The organism is Aquipuribacter nitratireducens (assembly GCF_037860835.1).
GTDB lineage: Bacteria > Actinomycetota > Actinomycetes > Actinomycetales > JBBAYJ01 > Aquipuribacter > Aquipuribacter nitratireducens.
Genome location: NZ_JBBEOG010000004.1, coordinates 374,583 through 389,199, shown reverse-complemented (window position 1 = coordinate 389,199; position 14,617 = coordinate 374,583). Strand labels below are relative to the sequence as shown.

The following is a 14,617-nucleotide window of genomic DNA, read 5'->3' as shown; positions in this document are numbered from 1 at the left end:
CGACACCTCGGCGGCGTGCGGCCGTGACCTCCGGGTAGGGGTTGGGGATGTCCGTCGCCCCGTCCCCGAAAGAGATCTACGCCCGCTCCGAGCGCGAGGGGGAGCGGCGGCTCTCGATGTCGCTGCTGGAGGAGACGTCGACCGGGTTCATCGCCGGCGTGACGATCGTCTTCGGCGTCGTCGCCCTCGGGATGGCCGAGGAGCTCGTCCTCCCCGCCTTCGGCGAGGGTCCGGCGAAGCTGGCCGGTGCGCTCGCCTTCGCCATCGGCGTCGTGTTCCTCGTGGTGGGTCGCTCGGAGCTCTTCACCGAGAACTTCTTCGACCCTGTCGCGAAGGCGATCGACGCGCGGCGCAGGAGCACGTGGCTCCGTCTCCTGCGTCTGTGGGGTGTCGTCCTCGTCCTGAACTTCGTCGGGGGTGCGGTGATGGCCTTCGTCTTCAGCGTCGACGGCACGCTGCCCGAGGGCGCCCACGACGCCCTCGACCGCGTGGCGGAGGAGATCGCCGCGAAGAGCGACCTCGCCACGTTCACCCGCGGGGTCGCCGCGGGGACGCTCCTCACGCTCCTGTCGTACCTTCTCAACGCCGTGGACTCGGTCGGTCCGCGCATCGCCCTCGCCTACGCCGTGGGCTTCTTCCTCGCCCTCGGACCGTTCGACCACGTGGTCGTGTCGGGGCTCCACGTCCTCATGGGGGTGTGGCTCGACGGTGCGGTCGGGTACGCGGACGTCCTCCGCAACGTCGTCCTGGCCGGGGCCGGCAACCTCGCCGGCGGCCTCCTCCTCATGACGCTCACCCACACCGCGCAGGTGAGGGGCTGAGCGGAGACCGAGGGCGGACCGGGAAGACCTCGCTGTCGTACCGGACGCCCCGTCGTTCCTCCTCGCTGAGCCCCATCGGAGGTCGACGCGGCCGACGAGGCGTGCCGTGACGCGACCGTTGGGGACTGCCCCCGTGCGCCCGTAGCCTGCCGAGGGTGCGCCACACCCCCCGCTACCTCATGACGGAGCCCGACGAGGTCAAGCAGCTGGTCCGCGCCAACCCCTGGGCGACCGTCGTGTCCGCGACGAGCCGCGGGCTCGTGGCCTCGCACTACCCCGTGATGCTCGACGAGGGGGCCCCGGGCATCGCGCTGGTGAGCCACGTCGGGCGCCCGGACGACGAGCTCCACGAGCTCGGGCAGCACGAGGTCCTCGTCATCGTCCAGGGCCCGCACGACTACGTGTCGCCCAGCTGGTACCCGCCGGGCGACGTGGTGCCGACGTGGAACCACGTGACCGCGCACCTGTACGGCACACCGCAGGTCCTCGACGACGAGGAGAACTACGCGGCCCTCTCCGCCCTCACCGACCACTTCGAGGCGCACCGCCCGGGCGGACGTTCGTTACGGGAGGACGAGGCCGGCACCCGCAGGATGGCGAAGGGCACCGTCGGGTTCCGGCTCCGCGTCGAGCGGTTCGAGGCGCGAGCCAAGCTGAGCCAGAACAAGGCGCCCGAGGTCGTGGAGAACGTCATCGCGCACCTCGACGACGCCAACCCCGCGCTCGCGGCGGAGATGCGCCGCACCATGGGGTGACAGACCCCCGTATTGTCCACGAACGGCGTTTGGGTGAGGGGTGCTTCGGGGCTCCGGCTACCGTCATCACGTGGACGAGGCGGCGTCGGGGCGCAGGCTCCTCGTCTCCGGCCGTGCCGTCGCGCGGTACTGGGGGGTGCACCACGCGCTCGTCGCCCAGGCGCAGCGTGCGGGGCTGCTCGACTGGCACGTCGTCCCGCGGCCCGGCGCGACCGACGCCGTGGCCGAGCAGGGCTACGACGCGGAGCGGGTCCTCGAGCTCGGTCGGCGCCCGCCGGTCGACCCGGCGGACCTCGTCGCCTTCGAGGAGCGGTCGGTGCTGCTCGTCCAGCAGACGAGCATCCACCGCACCACTCCCGAGAACTACGACTGGTCGTGGCGCAGCGCCTACGGGTGGCACACCACGATGGACCCCGGCGAGGCGCTGCTCAGCGCGTCGGGCTGGTGGTCGGTCGACGCCGGTCGGCAGCGCGGGGTCCAGGCGATCGTCAGCGCGGTGAGCGGGTTCGTCGTCACGGTGGCCGTCGTCGACCGGGACCAGGAGCCGCAGGAGCACCCCGACGGGCGCGTCCGGTTCTCCGTCGCCCCCGCCGACGACAGCACGCCCCTGGGCCGCCACCTGCTCCGCGTGTTCGAGGGACGACGCGTGCCGGTGAGGAAGGGCGTCTCGCGCCTCGTGCCCCGCAGTGGCAGCGCACCGCTCGGCTGAGACATCTGTCCAGAGCGTACGAAAGGGCCTATCGTGTCCTCGTGCTGAGGGGAAGCATGGCGGTGGCAGGGGCGCAGGCCCCTGCCACCGCGTCCTCGTCGGGGGTGCCCGTGTTCTTCCTGACCTGAGAGCGGGCCTACGCGCGGCCGTGCGCCTCCCGCCACGCCACCCACACGTGCGGTCGCAGCCGACCCCGGTCGGGCACGGCGATGCCCGCACCGCGCGCCCACGCGCGCACCTCGGCCGTGCTCGGCTCGGGCGCCTCGGGCCCTGCGGCTGCGTCGTCGCCCACGCCGACCGCCGTTGCGGCAGCCGCCTCGCCGGCCGCCCACTGGTACGCCGCCGCGAGGTAGCGGTACGTCCACTCCTCGGCCAGGGCGCGGGTGTCGCAGAACACGACCGGCACGTTCGGCCACCGCACCTGGAGCTCGGCGAGACCGTCGGCGACGACGGCAGGGCGCACGTGCTCCTGCCGGAACACCTGCGAGTACCGCTCCTCCACCACCACGGCCGCGCGGGGCAGGGCCGCGAGCTCGGCGACCGCGAGGGCGAGCCGACCCGACGTGAGGCTGGAGACGAGGTCCGGGAGCGACTTCCGCTCCACCGACGCGACGAGCCGGCCGTCGTGCGTGGTCGCGTAGTCCCCGCACGGCAGGGCCCGGCGGACCACGCTCACCTGCTGGGTGGCGAAGCGGTAGGCGTAGCGCTCGTGGGCGTCGACGACGACCTCGAGCTGTGCGACACCGGCGGCGCGCGCCGTCGGCGTGCGGACATCGGGCCGGGACTTGACCCTCGTGCGCGGGGACTGCCAGAACACGACCTGCCGGCCGCGGGCCCTCGTCCACACCAGCTGGGACCGGTTCTCGCGGCTCCGGTCGAGGACGAGGTCGACGGCGGCCCCGCGTCGCGCGCACGAGCGCACGCCCACCTGCTCGACGAGGTCCGGCTCGGCCGGCCACTCGGAGGCGGCCACGGGATGGCAGTACACCGCGCTCGTGCGGGGCCACGTGTCCTTCGCGCGGAACACGAGGCCGTCGCCGAGCGGCAGGCGCAGCAGGTACGGCAGGCTCGACGAGGCGTCGGGGTTGCGCGCGACGAGGAACTGCCGGGCGGGGGCCACGGACCCATCATGTCCACAGGCACGGCGGCCGTGCTGCAGGCACTGCGCGTAGCCTGCAGCGATGTCGTTCGTGGAGAACCTCCGGGCGGATCTCACCGCCGCGATGCGCGCCGGCGACGCGCTGCGCGTCGGGACGCTGCGCATGGTCCTCACCGCCGTCCGCGAGGTCGAGGTGTCGGGGAGGACGCAGCGGACGCTGAGCGACGCGGAGGCGCAGAAGGTCGTCGCCAAGGAGGCGAAGAAGCGCCGCGAGTCCGCGCAGGTCTACACCGACGCGGGCCGCCCGGAGCTCGCCGAGCGGGAGCAGGCGGAGGCGGAGCTGCTCGAGCAGTACCTGCCGCAGCAGCTGTCGCCCGCCGAGCTCGAGGCGCTCGTCGACGAGGTGATCGCGGCCGAGGGCTACGCGGGCCTGCAGCAGATGGGCGCGGCCATGAAGGCGGTCAACGCCCGGGTGCAGGGTCGCGCCGACGGCGGCGCGGTCGCGGCGCTCGTCAGGTCCCGTCTGACCTGAGCCTCGCGCTGCGTCGCCGGTCTCGACGAGGCTCCGGGGGGCCGGCCCTGGCCGCGACCGGTACCGCACGGTCGAGGAGCAGGAGCACGCCGGCGAACACCACGGCCACCACGAGGAGCACCGTGAGCATCGTCGTGACGCCCGCGACGCCGACCTCGCCCGGGTCGAAGAACGGGTACGGGGTCGCAGGCTCGGTCGTGGGTGGGCGGGACGCGGAGGGCGTGGAAACCGTCATCAGGCACTCCTCGGATGGCACGGGCGCGAGGTCGGGGCTGCGCTCGCCATCGTCCTCCGCGTGCGGTGGGGGTCCGCGCCGCCCCGACCTGCTCACCGGGACCGACGGCGCTACTCATCCCGGCTCCCCTCCAGGCGGATGACGTGCTGCACCGCGTTGATGAGCGCGAGGTGGGTGAAGGCCTGGGGAAAGTTGCCGAGGTGCTGGCCCGTGTGGTGGTCGAGCTCCTCGGCGTAGAGCTCGAGCGGGCCGGCGAACGACAGCAGCTTCGCGCACAGGTCGCGGGCGCGCTCGAACTCGTCGATCTCGCACAGCGCCGAGACCAGCCAGAACGAGCAGATGGTGAAGGTGCCCTCCTCCCCGGAGAAGCCGTCGTCGATCTCGTCGACCTTGTAGCGCAGGACGAGGTCGTCGACCGTCAGCTCGTCGGCGATCGCGAGGACCGTCGCACGGATGCGCGGGTCGTCGGCCGGGAGGAACCGGAGCAGCGGGGCGAGCAGCAGCGAGGCGTCCAGGGCCGTCGTGTCGTAGTGCTGGGTCAGCACCCCCCGCTCGTCGACGCCGTGCTCGAGGATGTCCGCCTTGATCTCGTCGGCGGCCGCCGACCACTCGGCAGCCTTGCCGTGCTCCCCGAAGATCTCCGCGAGGCGTGCCCCGCGGTCGGCCGCCACCCAGCACATGATCTTCGACGAGGTGAAGTGCCGCAGCGGCCCACGCACCTCCCAGATGCCGGCGTCGGGTTCGCGCCAGTGCTTGAGCGCCTGGGTCACCTGCAGCTCGAGCATCGGCCAGACCCGGTTGTCGAGGTGGTCGACCCGTCGGGCGTGGAGGTAGACGGAGTCGAGCAGCGCGCCCCACACGTCGTGCTGCGCCTGGCAGTAGGCGGCGTTGCCGATCCGCACGGGCCTCGACTGCGCGTAGCCCGGGAGGTGGTCGAGCTCGCTCTCGGGCAGCTCCCGCTCCCCGCCGATCCCGTACATGATCTGCAGGTCCTCGTCCTCGCTCGCGATGTCCGCGATGAACGCGAAGAAGTCGAGCGCCTCCCAGTCGAAGCCGAGGGAGTACAGCCCCCACAGGGCGAAGGTCGCGTCGCGGATCCACGTGTACCGGTAGTCGTAGTTGCGCGCCCCGCCGAGGGTCTCCGGCAGCGACGTCGTCCCCGCGGCCGCGATGGCGCCGGTCGGTGCGTAGGTGAGGCCCTTGAGGGTGAGTGCGCTGCGCTGGAGGTAGCTGCGCCACGGGTGGTCCGGGAAGTCCCCGCGGGCGAGCCACCGCTGCCAGTGGTGCGCGGTCCACACCTGCTTGGCGTAGGCGGCGTCGTAGTCGTCCGGTGGCGGCGCACCGTTCCACGTCAGCGCGACGAAGCGCTGCTCACCGTTCTTCAGCAGGGTCCGCGTGCTCGCCCGACCGCCCTCGAAGCCGATCCGCATGTCGGAGCTGAGGACGATGCCGGACGCGGGCGCGCCGTCCGCGACGGCCTCGGCCCGGTGGTAGGAGTCGCCCGTGTAGCGCCACTCGACGTCGCGGCGGCCGTAGTCGAGCACCGGCTCGCACTCCATGATCATCTGAGCCTCACCGCCGACGCAGCGGATGGTCCGCAGGAGGATGTGCTCGGCGGCGTAGTCGGTGGGCGTCCGCCGGTAGGTGCGCGAGCGGTCGTCGTCGTGGTGCCAGGGCCCCATGAGGAGGGCGTCGCGTACGACGACCCAGCCGCTGTCGGTCCCCCACGTCGTCTCGAGGATCATCGTGCCGGGCAGGTACCGGCGCGCGGCGGGCACGCGGGTGTCCGCGGGGGCGACGCGGAAGGAGCCCGCGAGCCGGCCGAGCAGCCGCCCGAACACGCTCGGGGAGTCGAAGCGGGGCACGCACATCCAGTCGATGGACCCGCCGGGGGCGACGAGCGCGGACACCTCCCCGTCGCTGAGGAACCCGTACGCGCCGATGGGCACGTCCCGGGCCCCCGTCGGGTCGGTCGGACCGGTGACGTGGCTGTGGACCGCGTTCATCTCCCCGAGCATCCAGAGGCACCGGCGCACCGGCAAGGCGGGACGGTGGCTGCCGGCTCACCGCGCCCGCCACGACGTCCGCGAAGCGGACACCCGGACGACCCGCGCCGGCCTCAGGTCGGCACGACCCCGTCCTGCCGCAACCAGGCGACGACGGCCTCGGCGGCGCGCTCGACGTCGTCGTCGCTCACGTCGACGACCAGCGACGGCAGGGCGGAGGCGGTCACCGCTGCCCGCATGGCCTCCTGCTCACGCACGAAGACCTCGAGGTCGTCGTACTGCGAAGGATTGCCCGAGACCTCGAGACGGCGCAGCCGTGCGGCCCTGAACGTGGCGGGGTCACGGACGCACAGCACGTGCCGGAAGCCGAGGTCGGCGAGCGCGGTGTCGACGTCACGCAGGTCGACCGGACGCCCGGCTGCGGCCTGGTGGACCTGCGTCGACACGTGGAAGCGGTCGACGAACCACGGGTAGTGCGCGTGGGCGCGGAACAGCTCGAGCCACGCGTCGTAGCCGCGACGCGCCGCGTCCGCCAGCTCCGGCGGGTAGCTGATGAGACTCGGCCCCCACGGCACCGGCGCGAGAGTGCCCCACTCCGCGGACACGACCGGGAAGTGGTAGCGGTACCGCCGCCGGCCGGTGACGGCGGGGTGCTCGTGCAACGCGAAGAGCAGGTCCGTCTTGTGGGTGAGCCGGGTTCCCTCGACGACGAGCTTCGGCAGGGGAGCAGATGCCGTCGGCCCACTCTCGGCGGCGGAACCGGGCGGCACACGACGATCCTGACAGGCGCGGCGTGGGACCGGGCGCGCTCAGTCGACGAACTCCTCGGTGTCGTCGTCCCACAGCCGGCCGTCGAGACGGTCGGCGAGGTCCTGCAGGCGCTCGCGGAGGCGCGCGTGCTCCGGCGCCGACGCCCCACCCCGCCCGCTGACGGACAGCGAGACCGTGCGCAGCGGGCCGTCGCGACGGTCGACGTGCACCTCACCGGTCAACGTGCGACCGATCCACAGCCCGATGGCGGCTCGGTACTCGGGCTGCTCGGCGAGCCACCGCTCGAGGGTGCCGTCGTCCCGCAGCGGCGGACGCGGCAGGGAGGTGTCGTACTGGTGGCCGACCTCACCCGTCGTGACGACGAGCCACGTGCTCACGGTCGGTCGGCCGCGGCTCCGCCGTCCACGTGGGCGACCCGGCGCCGGAACACGTCGAACAGGGCCGTGTCGTGCGTGTCGCGCCCCTTGCGGGCGCGCAGGCACATGGTCCACGCGACGTCCGGCCCCACGAGGTCCGCCTGTCCCAGCGCCACGCCCGAGCGCTGGAAGTCGGCCATCCGCACCCCGTCCCGCTCACCGACGAGCCGCCACCTCGCCCCGGGGACGGTGCGGAGCGCGACCTCGTCGAGGTAGTGGCCGAGCTCGTCGGCGAGCACGAACATGCCGTTCGGGAAGGCCGTCTCCCGCGGGTCGTCACCGCGGACGAACCAGGGCGGGAGCCCGGCACCGGCCGGATCCCCCCCTGCGTCCGGCTCGCCGAGCCGCGCCACCGCCCACCGCCACAGCGGGACGAGGCTGTCGCGGCTGCCGTCGAGGTCGACCTCGCCGGCCGTGCGCGCCCGGAGCCGCTCGAGTACCTCGCCGTGCCGGGCCACCACCGCCTCGTGGCGGCGCTGCGCCTCCTCCGGCGGCAGGGCGGCGTGGTCGACCATCGGCACGGCGCGGCTCCTAGGGCAGGTGGAGGACGTAGGGGATGCCAGCATCGTCGAGTGCGTCGAGGATCCGCACATCCGCCCCGACCGTTCCCGCCTGGCTGGCGAAGAAGTGCCACTCGACGTCGGCGAACTCGCCGGAGTCCAGCAGCGCCCTGTCCTTCGCGATCTGCTCGAGGGTCTCCTCGACCCTCGCCTCGATCACGTACCCGCTCTTGCTCTCGTAGGCCGTTCGCGTCAGCGGGTCCCAGGCGTCGACCTTGCGGCCGCCCGTCATGTCACCGGGGCGCGTGGGGTCCACGGGGAACGGCTGCTCGTCGGCCTGCGACCCGGTGATGCGTCGCAGCTCGATCTCCGCGTCGGACCCCTTCGCGAAGTAGCCGCTGCCGGAGTCGACGCGCGTGGCCCGTGAGGCGAGCGACTCGAGCTGCTTCATGTCGGTCCGCTTCGCCAGCCGCACGAGGTCGGCGTCGGCGACGCCCGAGCGGCGGACGGTCGCCAGCCCGCCGGCGGCCTCCTCGAGGATGTCGACCTTGACCGACGCCGGCAGGTCGAGGCCCATCGCGAAATCGATCGTCGCCCGACCGCGGGGCGTGTCCGCACCCACGCGCCGGAGGAACTTGACGACCCCCTCGCCCGCCTTCACGGCGTCACCGGCGATGGGGATGACACCGCCGGCGGCGAAGCCGACCCCGATGAGGTCGAGCCTGATGAGGCTGGAGATCGCGTCGCGGACGTCGCCGTACACGACGAACCCGCTCACGAGGTTGCCCGCCAGCCACGCGATGCTGTCGGACTCGCAGAAGCCGAAGAGGTCCCCGCACGTGGCGCCGACCAGGAAGTCCCCGAGGTAGGACCAGCCGCTCTGGATCTCGGTGACGACGAGCGCGTCGTACCCCTGGTCGCGGTTGGCGACCTCGAACGCGTCGAGGAAGCCGTCGCCGTCGGAGTCTCGCGACATCGGGTCCGTGCCCTCGGCATCCTCTCGGCCGTCATCGAGGTCGTCGAAGTCGCTGTCGGGATCACGCGGGAGCGAGCCCTGGTCCAGCTCGGTGAGGTCGTCGAGACCGTCACCGTCGCTGTCGACCGCGCGCGGGTCGGAGCGGACCCCGAGGACCGAGGACACGACGTCCGGACCGAGCGGGGCGAGGAGCAGCCGCTCGAGGTCGGTCATGTCGCGGCGCGCGATCTCCGTCCCGTCGGGCAGGCCGTCTCCGTCGGTGTCGGGCAGGCGCGGGTCGGACGTGAGGCGCTCACCCGACTCCGGGTCGAGGGCGCCCAGCTCCTCGTCGCAGTCGGACAGTCCGTCGCCGTCGCTGTCGCGGCCGTCGTCGCCGGTGTCCTCCTCGATCTCGCGGAAGACGTCCGGCAGGTCCTCGGCGGTCGCCACCGGGTAGTACGCGCCGCCGGTCTCGTCGGCGATCCGCTGGAGCAGCGCGCTGTCGACGAAGCTGCCGAGCCCGACGGTGTAGACGGTGACCCGCTCCTCCGCCGCACGTGCCGTGAGGGAGCTCGAGTACGAGCCGACACCGTCCGTGAGCAGGATCATGATCTTGGCGACGGTCGGGTCGGTCTCGGCGGCGAGCGCGCTGAGGCCGGTACTCACCCCCGCCCCGATGTTGGTGCCGCCGCTCGCGCCGACCCGGTCGATCGCGGCGCGCAGCGCGGCCTTGTCGCCGGTCAGACCCTGAAGCAGGCTGCTGCCGCTCGCGAAGGACACGACCGCGCCCTTGTCACCGTCGACGAGCGCGTCGACGAAGTTCTTCGACGCCTGCTGACGCAGTCGCTGAGGGTCGTTGGACAGCATCGAGCCGCTCGCGTCGAGGACGAACGCGACGTCGACGAACACGCTCGCCCCGGTCCCGCCGCCGGGACGGCAGGTGCCACCGAGGCCCGTGAGGGTCGAACCCCAGCCGGGCACGGAGAAGACGGCGTAGACGGAGAAGTGCTCGAGCGTCGCCGTCACGGTGCCGCGGTTCTGGTCCACCGGCTGCTCGCCGGGCACCGGGAGCCACGTGCCGCTGGTCGGGTCGTGGACGAACACCCGCAGGTCGTCGTCACCCGCCGCGGCCGGGTCGAAGGGCAGCTCCACGACGGCCTGCTCCAGCCCGGCCATCGCGCCGGGCGCGAGACCGAGCTCGAACGGTGTGCCGACCCGGCCACCACCCGGCGCCGCGGCGGGGCCGCCGCGGACGGGCGTCGCGGAGAAGCCGTCGGCCAGATCGGCCCGGCCGGTGAGGGTGACGCGGACGCCGCCGGAGGTCGTCGTGACGTCGACGACCTCGTCGGCGTCACCGGTCCCGTCGTCGTCGGTGTCCGCGTCGCGGGGGTCGAGGGTCCCGCCCGTGCGCCGCTCGCTGGCGTCGGACAGGCCGTCACCGTCGGTGTCGGTGAGCGCGGCGTCACTGCTGCCGTCCTGCTCGACGGCGTCGGTGACGCCGTCGCCGTCCGTGTCGGCGGTCAGGGGGTCGGTGCCGAGCCGCTGCTCGTCGAGGGCGGTGAGGCCGTCGCTGTCCACGTCGGACGCGTCGTCGCGGACACCGTCAGCGTCGGAGTCCGCGGTGGTCGGCCGGTGCTGCAGGCCGCCCTCGAGCGCCTCGAAGCGGTCGGTGAGGCCGTCGCCGTCGGTGTCGGCGACCAGCGGGCTGCTGCCCCCGCGGAGCTCGAAGAGGTCAGGCAGGCCGTCGGCGTCGAGGTCGCGGAGCCTGTCGAGCGGCAGCAGACCCGCGTCCGCGAGCACGGCGCCGCTGGATCGCACGGACTGCTCGAGGTGGGCGACGACGGCGACGGGCTGCCCGGCGCCCCACTGACCGAGGGCCTGGTCGAGCTGTCGCTCCGCCTGCGCGACCTTCGCACGGTCCTGCGCGTCCGCCGCGACGAGCCGGGCGTCCACGAGCGAGGTCCGCGCGGACTGCACGTCGGCGGCGAGGACGTCGGCGAGGGCGTCGACGATCGCACCCTCGGCCGCGGTCCCGTCGTTGAGCGCGGCCTGGAGGACGACGGCGAGCCGTCGGTCACCGTCGAGCAGCTCCCCGGCGGCCTGCGGACCGGCGAAGCGCGTCTCGTCGGCGTAGCGGGCGGCGTCGTCGCGCAGGTCGGCGACGAGCGCATCCGCCACGCCGTCGACGGCGTCCAGCGCGGTCGACGCGACGACCCGCCGTTCCGCGCTCGTCACGCCGGGGGCGGTGTCGACCATCGCGCCGAGGGCGTCCCGCCACGTCGGGGGCGGCTCCGCGGCGGAGGCTGCGCCTGGTGTCGTGGCGAGCAGCGCCACCGCCACCACCGTGCTCGTGAGAACCCGTCGCCAGCCGTGCGTACGCGTCATCGCGTGATCCCCCTCGTCCCCGGAACGGTCGACTCCGACCGTCGAGCGGACGCTAGTGGCGCGACCGGGCCCACGTACGGAGATTCGACGAATGGGGTGAGCACTCGCGATGGGGCCCGGCCATACCAGGGTTGAGGCCGCCGGTGTCCGTCCCGTCGCACGATCGTGACCCGGCCGTCGTCGTGCTCCCCGACGAGCCGCGCCGCGCGCGCCCCGTCCGGTGGGAGGGTGAGCAGTGTGACTGATGCCCGGTCGGGCCGGCCCCGGGGACCGCTGTTCCCCGGCCTCGTCGCTGCGCGCTCCTACCGTCGCTCCTGGCTGCGGGCCGACGTGCTCGCGGGTGTCACCGTCGCCGCGTACCTCATCCCGCAGGTCATGGCGTACGCGAGCGGCGTCGCCGGCCTGCCGGCCGTCGTCGGGCTGTGGGCGATCATGGGGCCGCTCGCGGTGTACGCGCTCCTCGGCTCGTCGCGGCAGCTGTCCGTGGGGCCCGAGTCCACGACGGCCCTCATGACGGCCGTGGCGGTCGCCCCGCTCGCGCTCGGCGACACCGGACGCTACGCCGCCCTCGCCGCGCTGCTCGCACTGGCCGTCGGGGTGCTGTGCCTCGCGGCGTTCGTCGCGCGACTGGGCTTCCTCGCCGACCTGCTCAGCAAGCCCGTGCTCACCGGGTACCTCGCCGGGATCGCCGTCGTCATGATCCTGGGACAGCTCGGCACCCTCACCGGTGTCCCCGTCGACGGTGACACCGTCGTCGCGCAGGTGACGTCGTTCGTGTCGGGCCTCGACCAGACCGTCACCGCGACGCTGGTCCTCGGCCTGGCGGTCCTCGTGCTCCTCCTCGCCGCGCAGCGCGTGTTCCCGCGCGCTCCCGGCCCGTTGATGGCGGTGCTGGCGGCGACGGCCGTCTCGGTCGCGTTCGATCTCGAGTCCGCCGGCCTCGCCGTGGTCGGTGACATCCCCGCGGGCTTCCCGACGCTCGGCACGCCCGACGTCGCGTGGTCGGACGTCCGTCACGTCCTGCTCGCCGCGGTCGGGGTGACGATCGTCGCGTACTCCGACAACGTCCTCACCGGCCGCGCGTTCGGCAGCCGGAACGGCTACCGCATCGACCCCAACCAGGAGCTGCTCGCCCTCGGTGCCGCCAACCTGTCCGCGGGGGTGTCGCAGGGCTTCCCCGTGAGCAGCAGCGGCAGCCGGACCGCGATCGGCGACGCCCTCGGCAGCCGCACCCAGCTGTACTCGCTCGTCGCGCTCGCGAGCGTCGTCGTCGTCCTGCTGTTCCTCCGGCCGGTGCTCGCGCAGTTCCCCACCGCGGCGCTCGCCGCGATCGTCGTGTACGCGGCGCTGCGCCTCGTCGACGTGCACGAGTTCCGACGGCTCGCGGCGTTCCGGCGCAGCGAGCTCGTCCTCGCTCTCGCCACCACCGCGGGCGTCCTCGTCTTCGACATCCTCTACGGCGTCCTCGTCGCCGTCGGCCTGTCGGTCCTCGACCTGCTGCGCCGGGTCGCCCGCCCCCACGACGGCATCCTCGGCTACGTGCCAGGTCTCGCCGGCATGCACGACATCGACGACTACCCGACGGCGGTGCAGGTGCCGGGCCTCGTCGTGTACCGGTACGACTCCCAGCTGTTCTTCGCCAACGCCGAGGACTTCCGAAGACGCGCCCTCGACGCCGTCGACGCCGCCGAGGGCCCCGTCGAGTGGTTCGTCCTCAACGCCGAGGCGAACGTCGAGGTCGACATCACGTCGGTGGACGCGCTCGACGAGCTCGTCGCGGAGCTCAAGGCCCGCGGCGTCCACTTCGCGATGGCGCGCGTCAAGCAGGACCTGCGGCGGTACCTCACGTCGTCGGGCTTCGTCGACCGGATCGGCCCCGACCGGATCTTCTCGACGCTCCCTACGGCCGTCCAGGCGTACCTGCGCTGGTACGAGACGGAGCACGGACGCCCGTTGCCGGACGTCAGCGGGCTCAGCCCCACCGTCAACCCCGTCCTGCCTCCGCGGGCCCCGGCCGACGCGCCTCCGCCCGACGTCCCGGACGTGAGCGACCACGACGCCGGGATGACGTGAGCAGCACTGCGGGACGGGCGGCCCGCGTGACGCTGCTGTGGGCAGAACCGCCTGCAGCAGCACGACCACCCCGCTGGCGCTCGGCGAGCGCAGCCTGGCTCCATGAGCGACGACTCCCCCGACCCCGGCCTCGTTCTCGACCGCGCCCTCCAGCAGACCCTCTTCGAGCGCCGCACCCTCGTCCTCGACGGGCCCCTCGAGCAGCGCACCAGCGCGCGGCTCTGCCAGGCGCTGCTCCTGCTCGCCGCCGAGGATCCGGAGGAGGACATCCGCCTGCTCATCAGCTCCCCGGGCGGCTCCGTGCCCGGCATGCTCGCGATCCGCGACTGCATGCGGGCCGTGCCCAACGATGTCGTCACCGTCAACCTCGGCATGGCGTACAGCGCCGGGCAGTTCCTGCTGTCGGCCGGCACGCGCGGGCGGCGGCTCACACTCCCCCACGCGAAGGTGCTGCTGCACCAGGGCTCGGCCGGCATCGGCGGGACGGCGATGGACATCGCGATCCAGGCCGACGACCTGCGCCACACCCGCGACACCGTCCTCGGCCTCATCGCCGAGGACACCGGCCGCCCCGTCGAGCAGGTCGAACGTGACTCCCAGCGCGACCGCTGGTTCACCGCCGAGCAGGCCCTCGAGTACGGCTTCGTCGACGCGGTCGTCGCGTCGGCGGACGACGTGCTGCCCGGCCGTCGTCGACGGCTCGGCCTCACCGGGACGGGCGGCCGGTCGTGAGCGGCTACGCCGTGCCCTACGTCACGACCCGGACCAGCGGCGGCGAACGGACCGTCGACGTCTACAGCCGGCTGCTCGCCGACCGGATCGTCTACCTCGGCACGGGCATCGACGACGGGGTCGCGAACACGGTCATCGCCCAGCTGCTGCACCTTGAGAACGACAACCCCGACGCCCCGGTCCAGCTGTACATCAACTCACCCGGCGGCTCGATCCCGGCCACGCTCGCGATCTACGACGCCATGCAGTTCATCCGCCCCCGCGTGGAGACCACGTGCGTCGGGCAGGCCGCTGCGACCGCGGCGCTGCTGCTGGCCGGCGGGGCGGCGGGCAGCCGGGCGATCCTCCCGCACGGCCGGGTCGTCATCCACGCCCCGGCCGCCGAGGGCCGGGGCACGGTCCCCGACCTCATCCTCGAGGCGGAGGAGGTCGAGCGCGTCCGCACCGAGCTGGAGACGATCCTCGCCCGCCACACCGGTCGGAGCGCCGAGCAGATCCGCGCCGACACCGCCCGCGACCTCGTCCTCACCGCCTCGGCCGCGCGGGAGTACGGGGTCGTGGACCTCGTCCTGGGCTCGCGTGCGCAGGCGTGAGGTCCTCAACGGGCCGAGGGCAGCCAGGCCGCGAC

14 protein-coding genes are annotated in these 14,617 nt (G+C 73.4%); 7 read left to right on the top strand and 7 right to left on the bottom strand.

Features of this window, described 5'->3' with window-relative positions; genetic code table 11:
* Positions 1-47 precede the first annotated feature (47 nt).
* From WAB14_RS10580 to WAB14_RS10570, 3 genes are all read left to right on the top strand, one after another.
* Positions 48-821, top strand: a complete 774-nt coding sequence (locus WAB14_RS10580; protein ID WP_340269619.1) for a formate/nitrite transporter family protein — start codon at positions 48-50, stop codon at positions 819-821.
* Positions 822-976: 155 nt separating this feature from the next.
* The gene (locus tag WAB14_RS10575; protein ID WP_340269617.1) at positions 977-1,576 is read left to right on the top strand and encodes an FMN-binding negative transcriptional regulator; all 600 of its coding nucleotides are present in this window, start codon (positions 977-979) and stop codon (positions 1,574-1,576) included.
* Positions 1,577-1,646: 70 nt separating this feature from the next.
* On the top strand, positions 1,647-2,285 hold the full coding sequence (locus WAB14_RS10570) for a hypothetical protein (protein WP_340269615.1): 639 nt from the start codon (positions 1,647-1,649) through the stop codon (positions 2,283-2,285).
* Positions 2,286-2,421: 136 nt separating this feature from the next.
* Here the strand turns inward: WAB14_RS10570 and WAB14_RS10565 are convergent, their stop codons facing one another.
* Positions 2,422-3,405: an ERCC4 domain-containing protein gene (locus WAB14_RS10565; RefSeq protein ID WP_340269614.1), complete on the bottom strand. Its 984-nt coding sequence runs from the start codon at positions 3,403-3,405 to the stop codon at positions 2,422-2,424.
* A 61-nt stretch (positions 3,406-3,466) separates the two neighbouring features.
* Between WAB14_RS10565 and WAB14_RS10560 the strand changes: the two genes are divergently transcribed.
* Complete coding sequence (locus WAB14_RS10560; protein WP_340269613.1) at positions 3,467-3,916, top strand: GatB/YqeY domain-containing protein; 450 nt, start codon at positions 3,467-3,469, stop codon at positions 3,914-3,916.
* On the opposite strand, the gene WAB14_RS10555 is transcribed toward WAB14_RS10560, so the two are convergent.
* The 6 genes from WAB14_RS10555 to WAB14_RS10530 all read right to left on the bottom strand — a co-directional run bounded on the left by WAB14_RS10555 (position 3,897) and on the right by WAB14_RS10530 (position 11,184).
* Positions 3,897-4,151 carry a hypothetical protein gene (locus tag WAB14_RS10555; protein WP_340269612.1) on the bottom strand — a complete coding sequence of 85 codons (255 nt, stop codon included), beginning with the start codon at positions 4,149-4,151 and terminating at the stop codon, positions 3,897-3,899. The two genes, WAB14_RS10560 and WAB14_RS10555, sit on opposite strands and share 20 nt — an antisense overlap.
* 110 nt (positions 4,152-4,261) lie before the next feature.
* The gene (locus WAB14_RS10550; RefSeq protein WP_340269662.1) at positions 4,262-6,187 is read right to left on the bottom strand and encodes a glycoside hydrolase family 15 protein; all 1,926 of its coding nucleotides are present in this window, start codon (positions 6,185-6,187) and stop codon (positions 4,262-4,264) included.
* Between the two features lie 83 nt (positions 6,188-6,270).
* The gene (locus WAB14_RS10545; protein ID WP_340269611.1) at positions 6,271-6,927 is read right to left on the bottom strand and encodes a hypothetical protein; all 657 of its coding nucleotides are present in this window, start codon (positions 6,925-6,927) and stop codon (positions 6,271-6,273) included.
* Between the two features lie 39 nt (positions 6,928-6,966).
* Positions 6,967-7,305, bottom strand: a complete 339-nt coding sequence (locus WAB14_RS10540) for a hypothetical protein (protein WP_340269610.1) — start codon at positions 7,303-7,305, stop codon at positions 6,967-6,969.
* Positions 7,302-7,865, bottom strand: coding sequence for a hypothetical protein (locus WAB14_RS10535; RefSeq protein ID WP_340269609.1), 564 nt, complete (start codon positions 7,863-7,865; stop codon positions 7,302-7,304). Before WAB14_RS10535 ends, WAB14_RS10540 begins: the two co-directional genes overlap by 4 nt.
* A gap of 10 nt (positions 7,866-7,875) precedes the next feature.
* On the bottom strand, positions 7,876-11,184 hold the full coding sequence (locus tag WAB14_RS10530) for a VWA domain-containing protein (RefSeq protein ID WP_340269607.1): 3,309 nt from the start codon (positions 11,182-11,184) through the stop codon (positions 7,876-7,878).
* A 237-nt stretch (positions 11,185-11,421) separates the two neighbouring features.
* Here WAB14_RS10530 and WAB14_RS10525 point away from each other — a divergent pair, with 237 nt between their 5' ends.
* The 3 genes from WAB14_RS10525 to WAB14_RS10515 all read left to right on the top strand — a co-directional run bounded on the left by WAB14_RS10525 (position 11,422) and on the right by WAB14_RS10515 (position 14,582).
* Positions 11,422-13,257 (top strand): SulP family inorganic anion transporter, encoded by a 1,836-nt coding sequence (locus WAB14_RS10525; protein ID WP_340269606.1) that lies wholly within the window; start codon positions 11,422-11,424, stop codon positions 13,255-13,257.
* A 102-nt stretch (positions 13,258-13,359) separates the two neighbouring features.
* Positions 13,360-13,989, top strand: coding sequence for a ClpP family protease (locus WAB14_RS10520; protein ID WP_340269604.1), 630 nt, complete (start codon positions 13,360-13,362; stop codon positions 13,987-13,989).
* The gene (locus tag WAB14_RS10515; RefSeq protein ID WP_340269602.1) at positions 13,986-14,582 is read left to right on the top strand and encodes a ClpP family protease; all 597 of its coding nucleotides are present in this window, start codon (positions 13,986-13,988) and stop codon (positions 14,580-14,582) included. Before WAB14_RS10520 ends, WAB14_RS10515 begins: the two co-directional genes overlap by 4 nt.
* The last annotated feature ends 35 nt before the right edge of the window (positions 14,583-14,617 follow it).

What these genes read in the sequence shown, in the direction of transcription:
- WAB14_RS10580 (WP_340269619.1), top strand. Translation starts at nt 48, where the DNA reads ATGTCCGTCGCCCCGTCCCCGAAAGAGATCTACGCCCGCTCCGAGCGC.
- WAB14_RS10530 (WP_340269607.1), bottom strand. Translation starts at nt 11,184, where the DNA reads ATGACGCGTACGCACGGCTGGCGACGGGTTCTCACGAGCACGGTGGTG.
- WAB14_RS10555 (WP_340269612.1), bottom strand. Translation starts at nt 4,151, where the DNA reads ATGACGGTTTCCACGCCCTCCGCGTCCCGCCCACCCACGACCGAGCCT.
- WAB14_RS10520 (WP_340269604.1), top strand. Translation starts at nt 13,360, where the DNA reads ATGAGCGACGACTCCCCCGACCCCGGCCTCGTTCTCGACCGCGCCCTC.
- WAB14_RS10560 (WP_340269613.1), top strand. Translation starts at nt 3,467, where the DNA reads ATGTCGTTCGTGGAGAACCTCCGGGCGGATCTCACCGCCGCGATGCGC.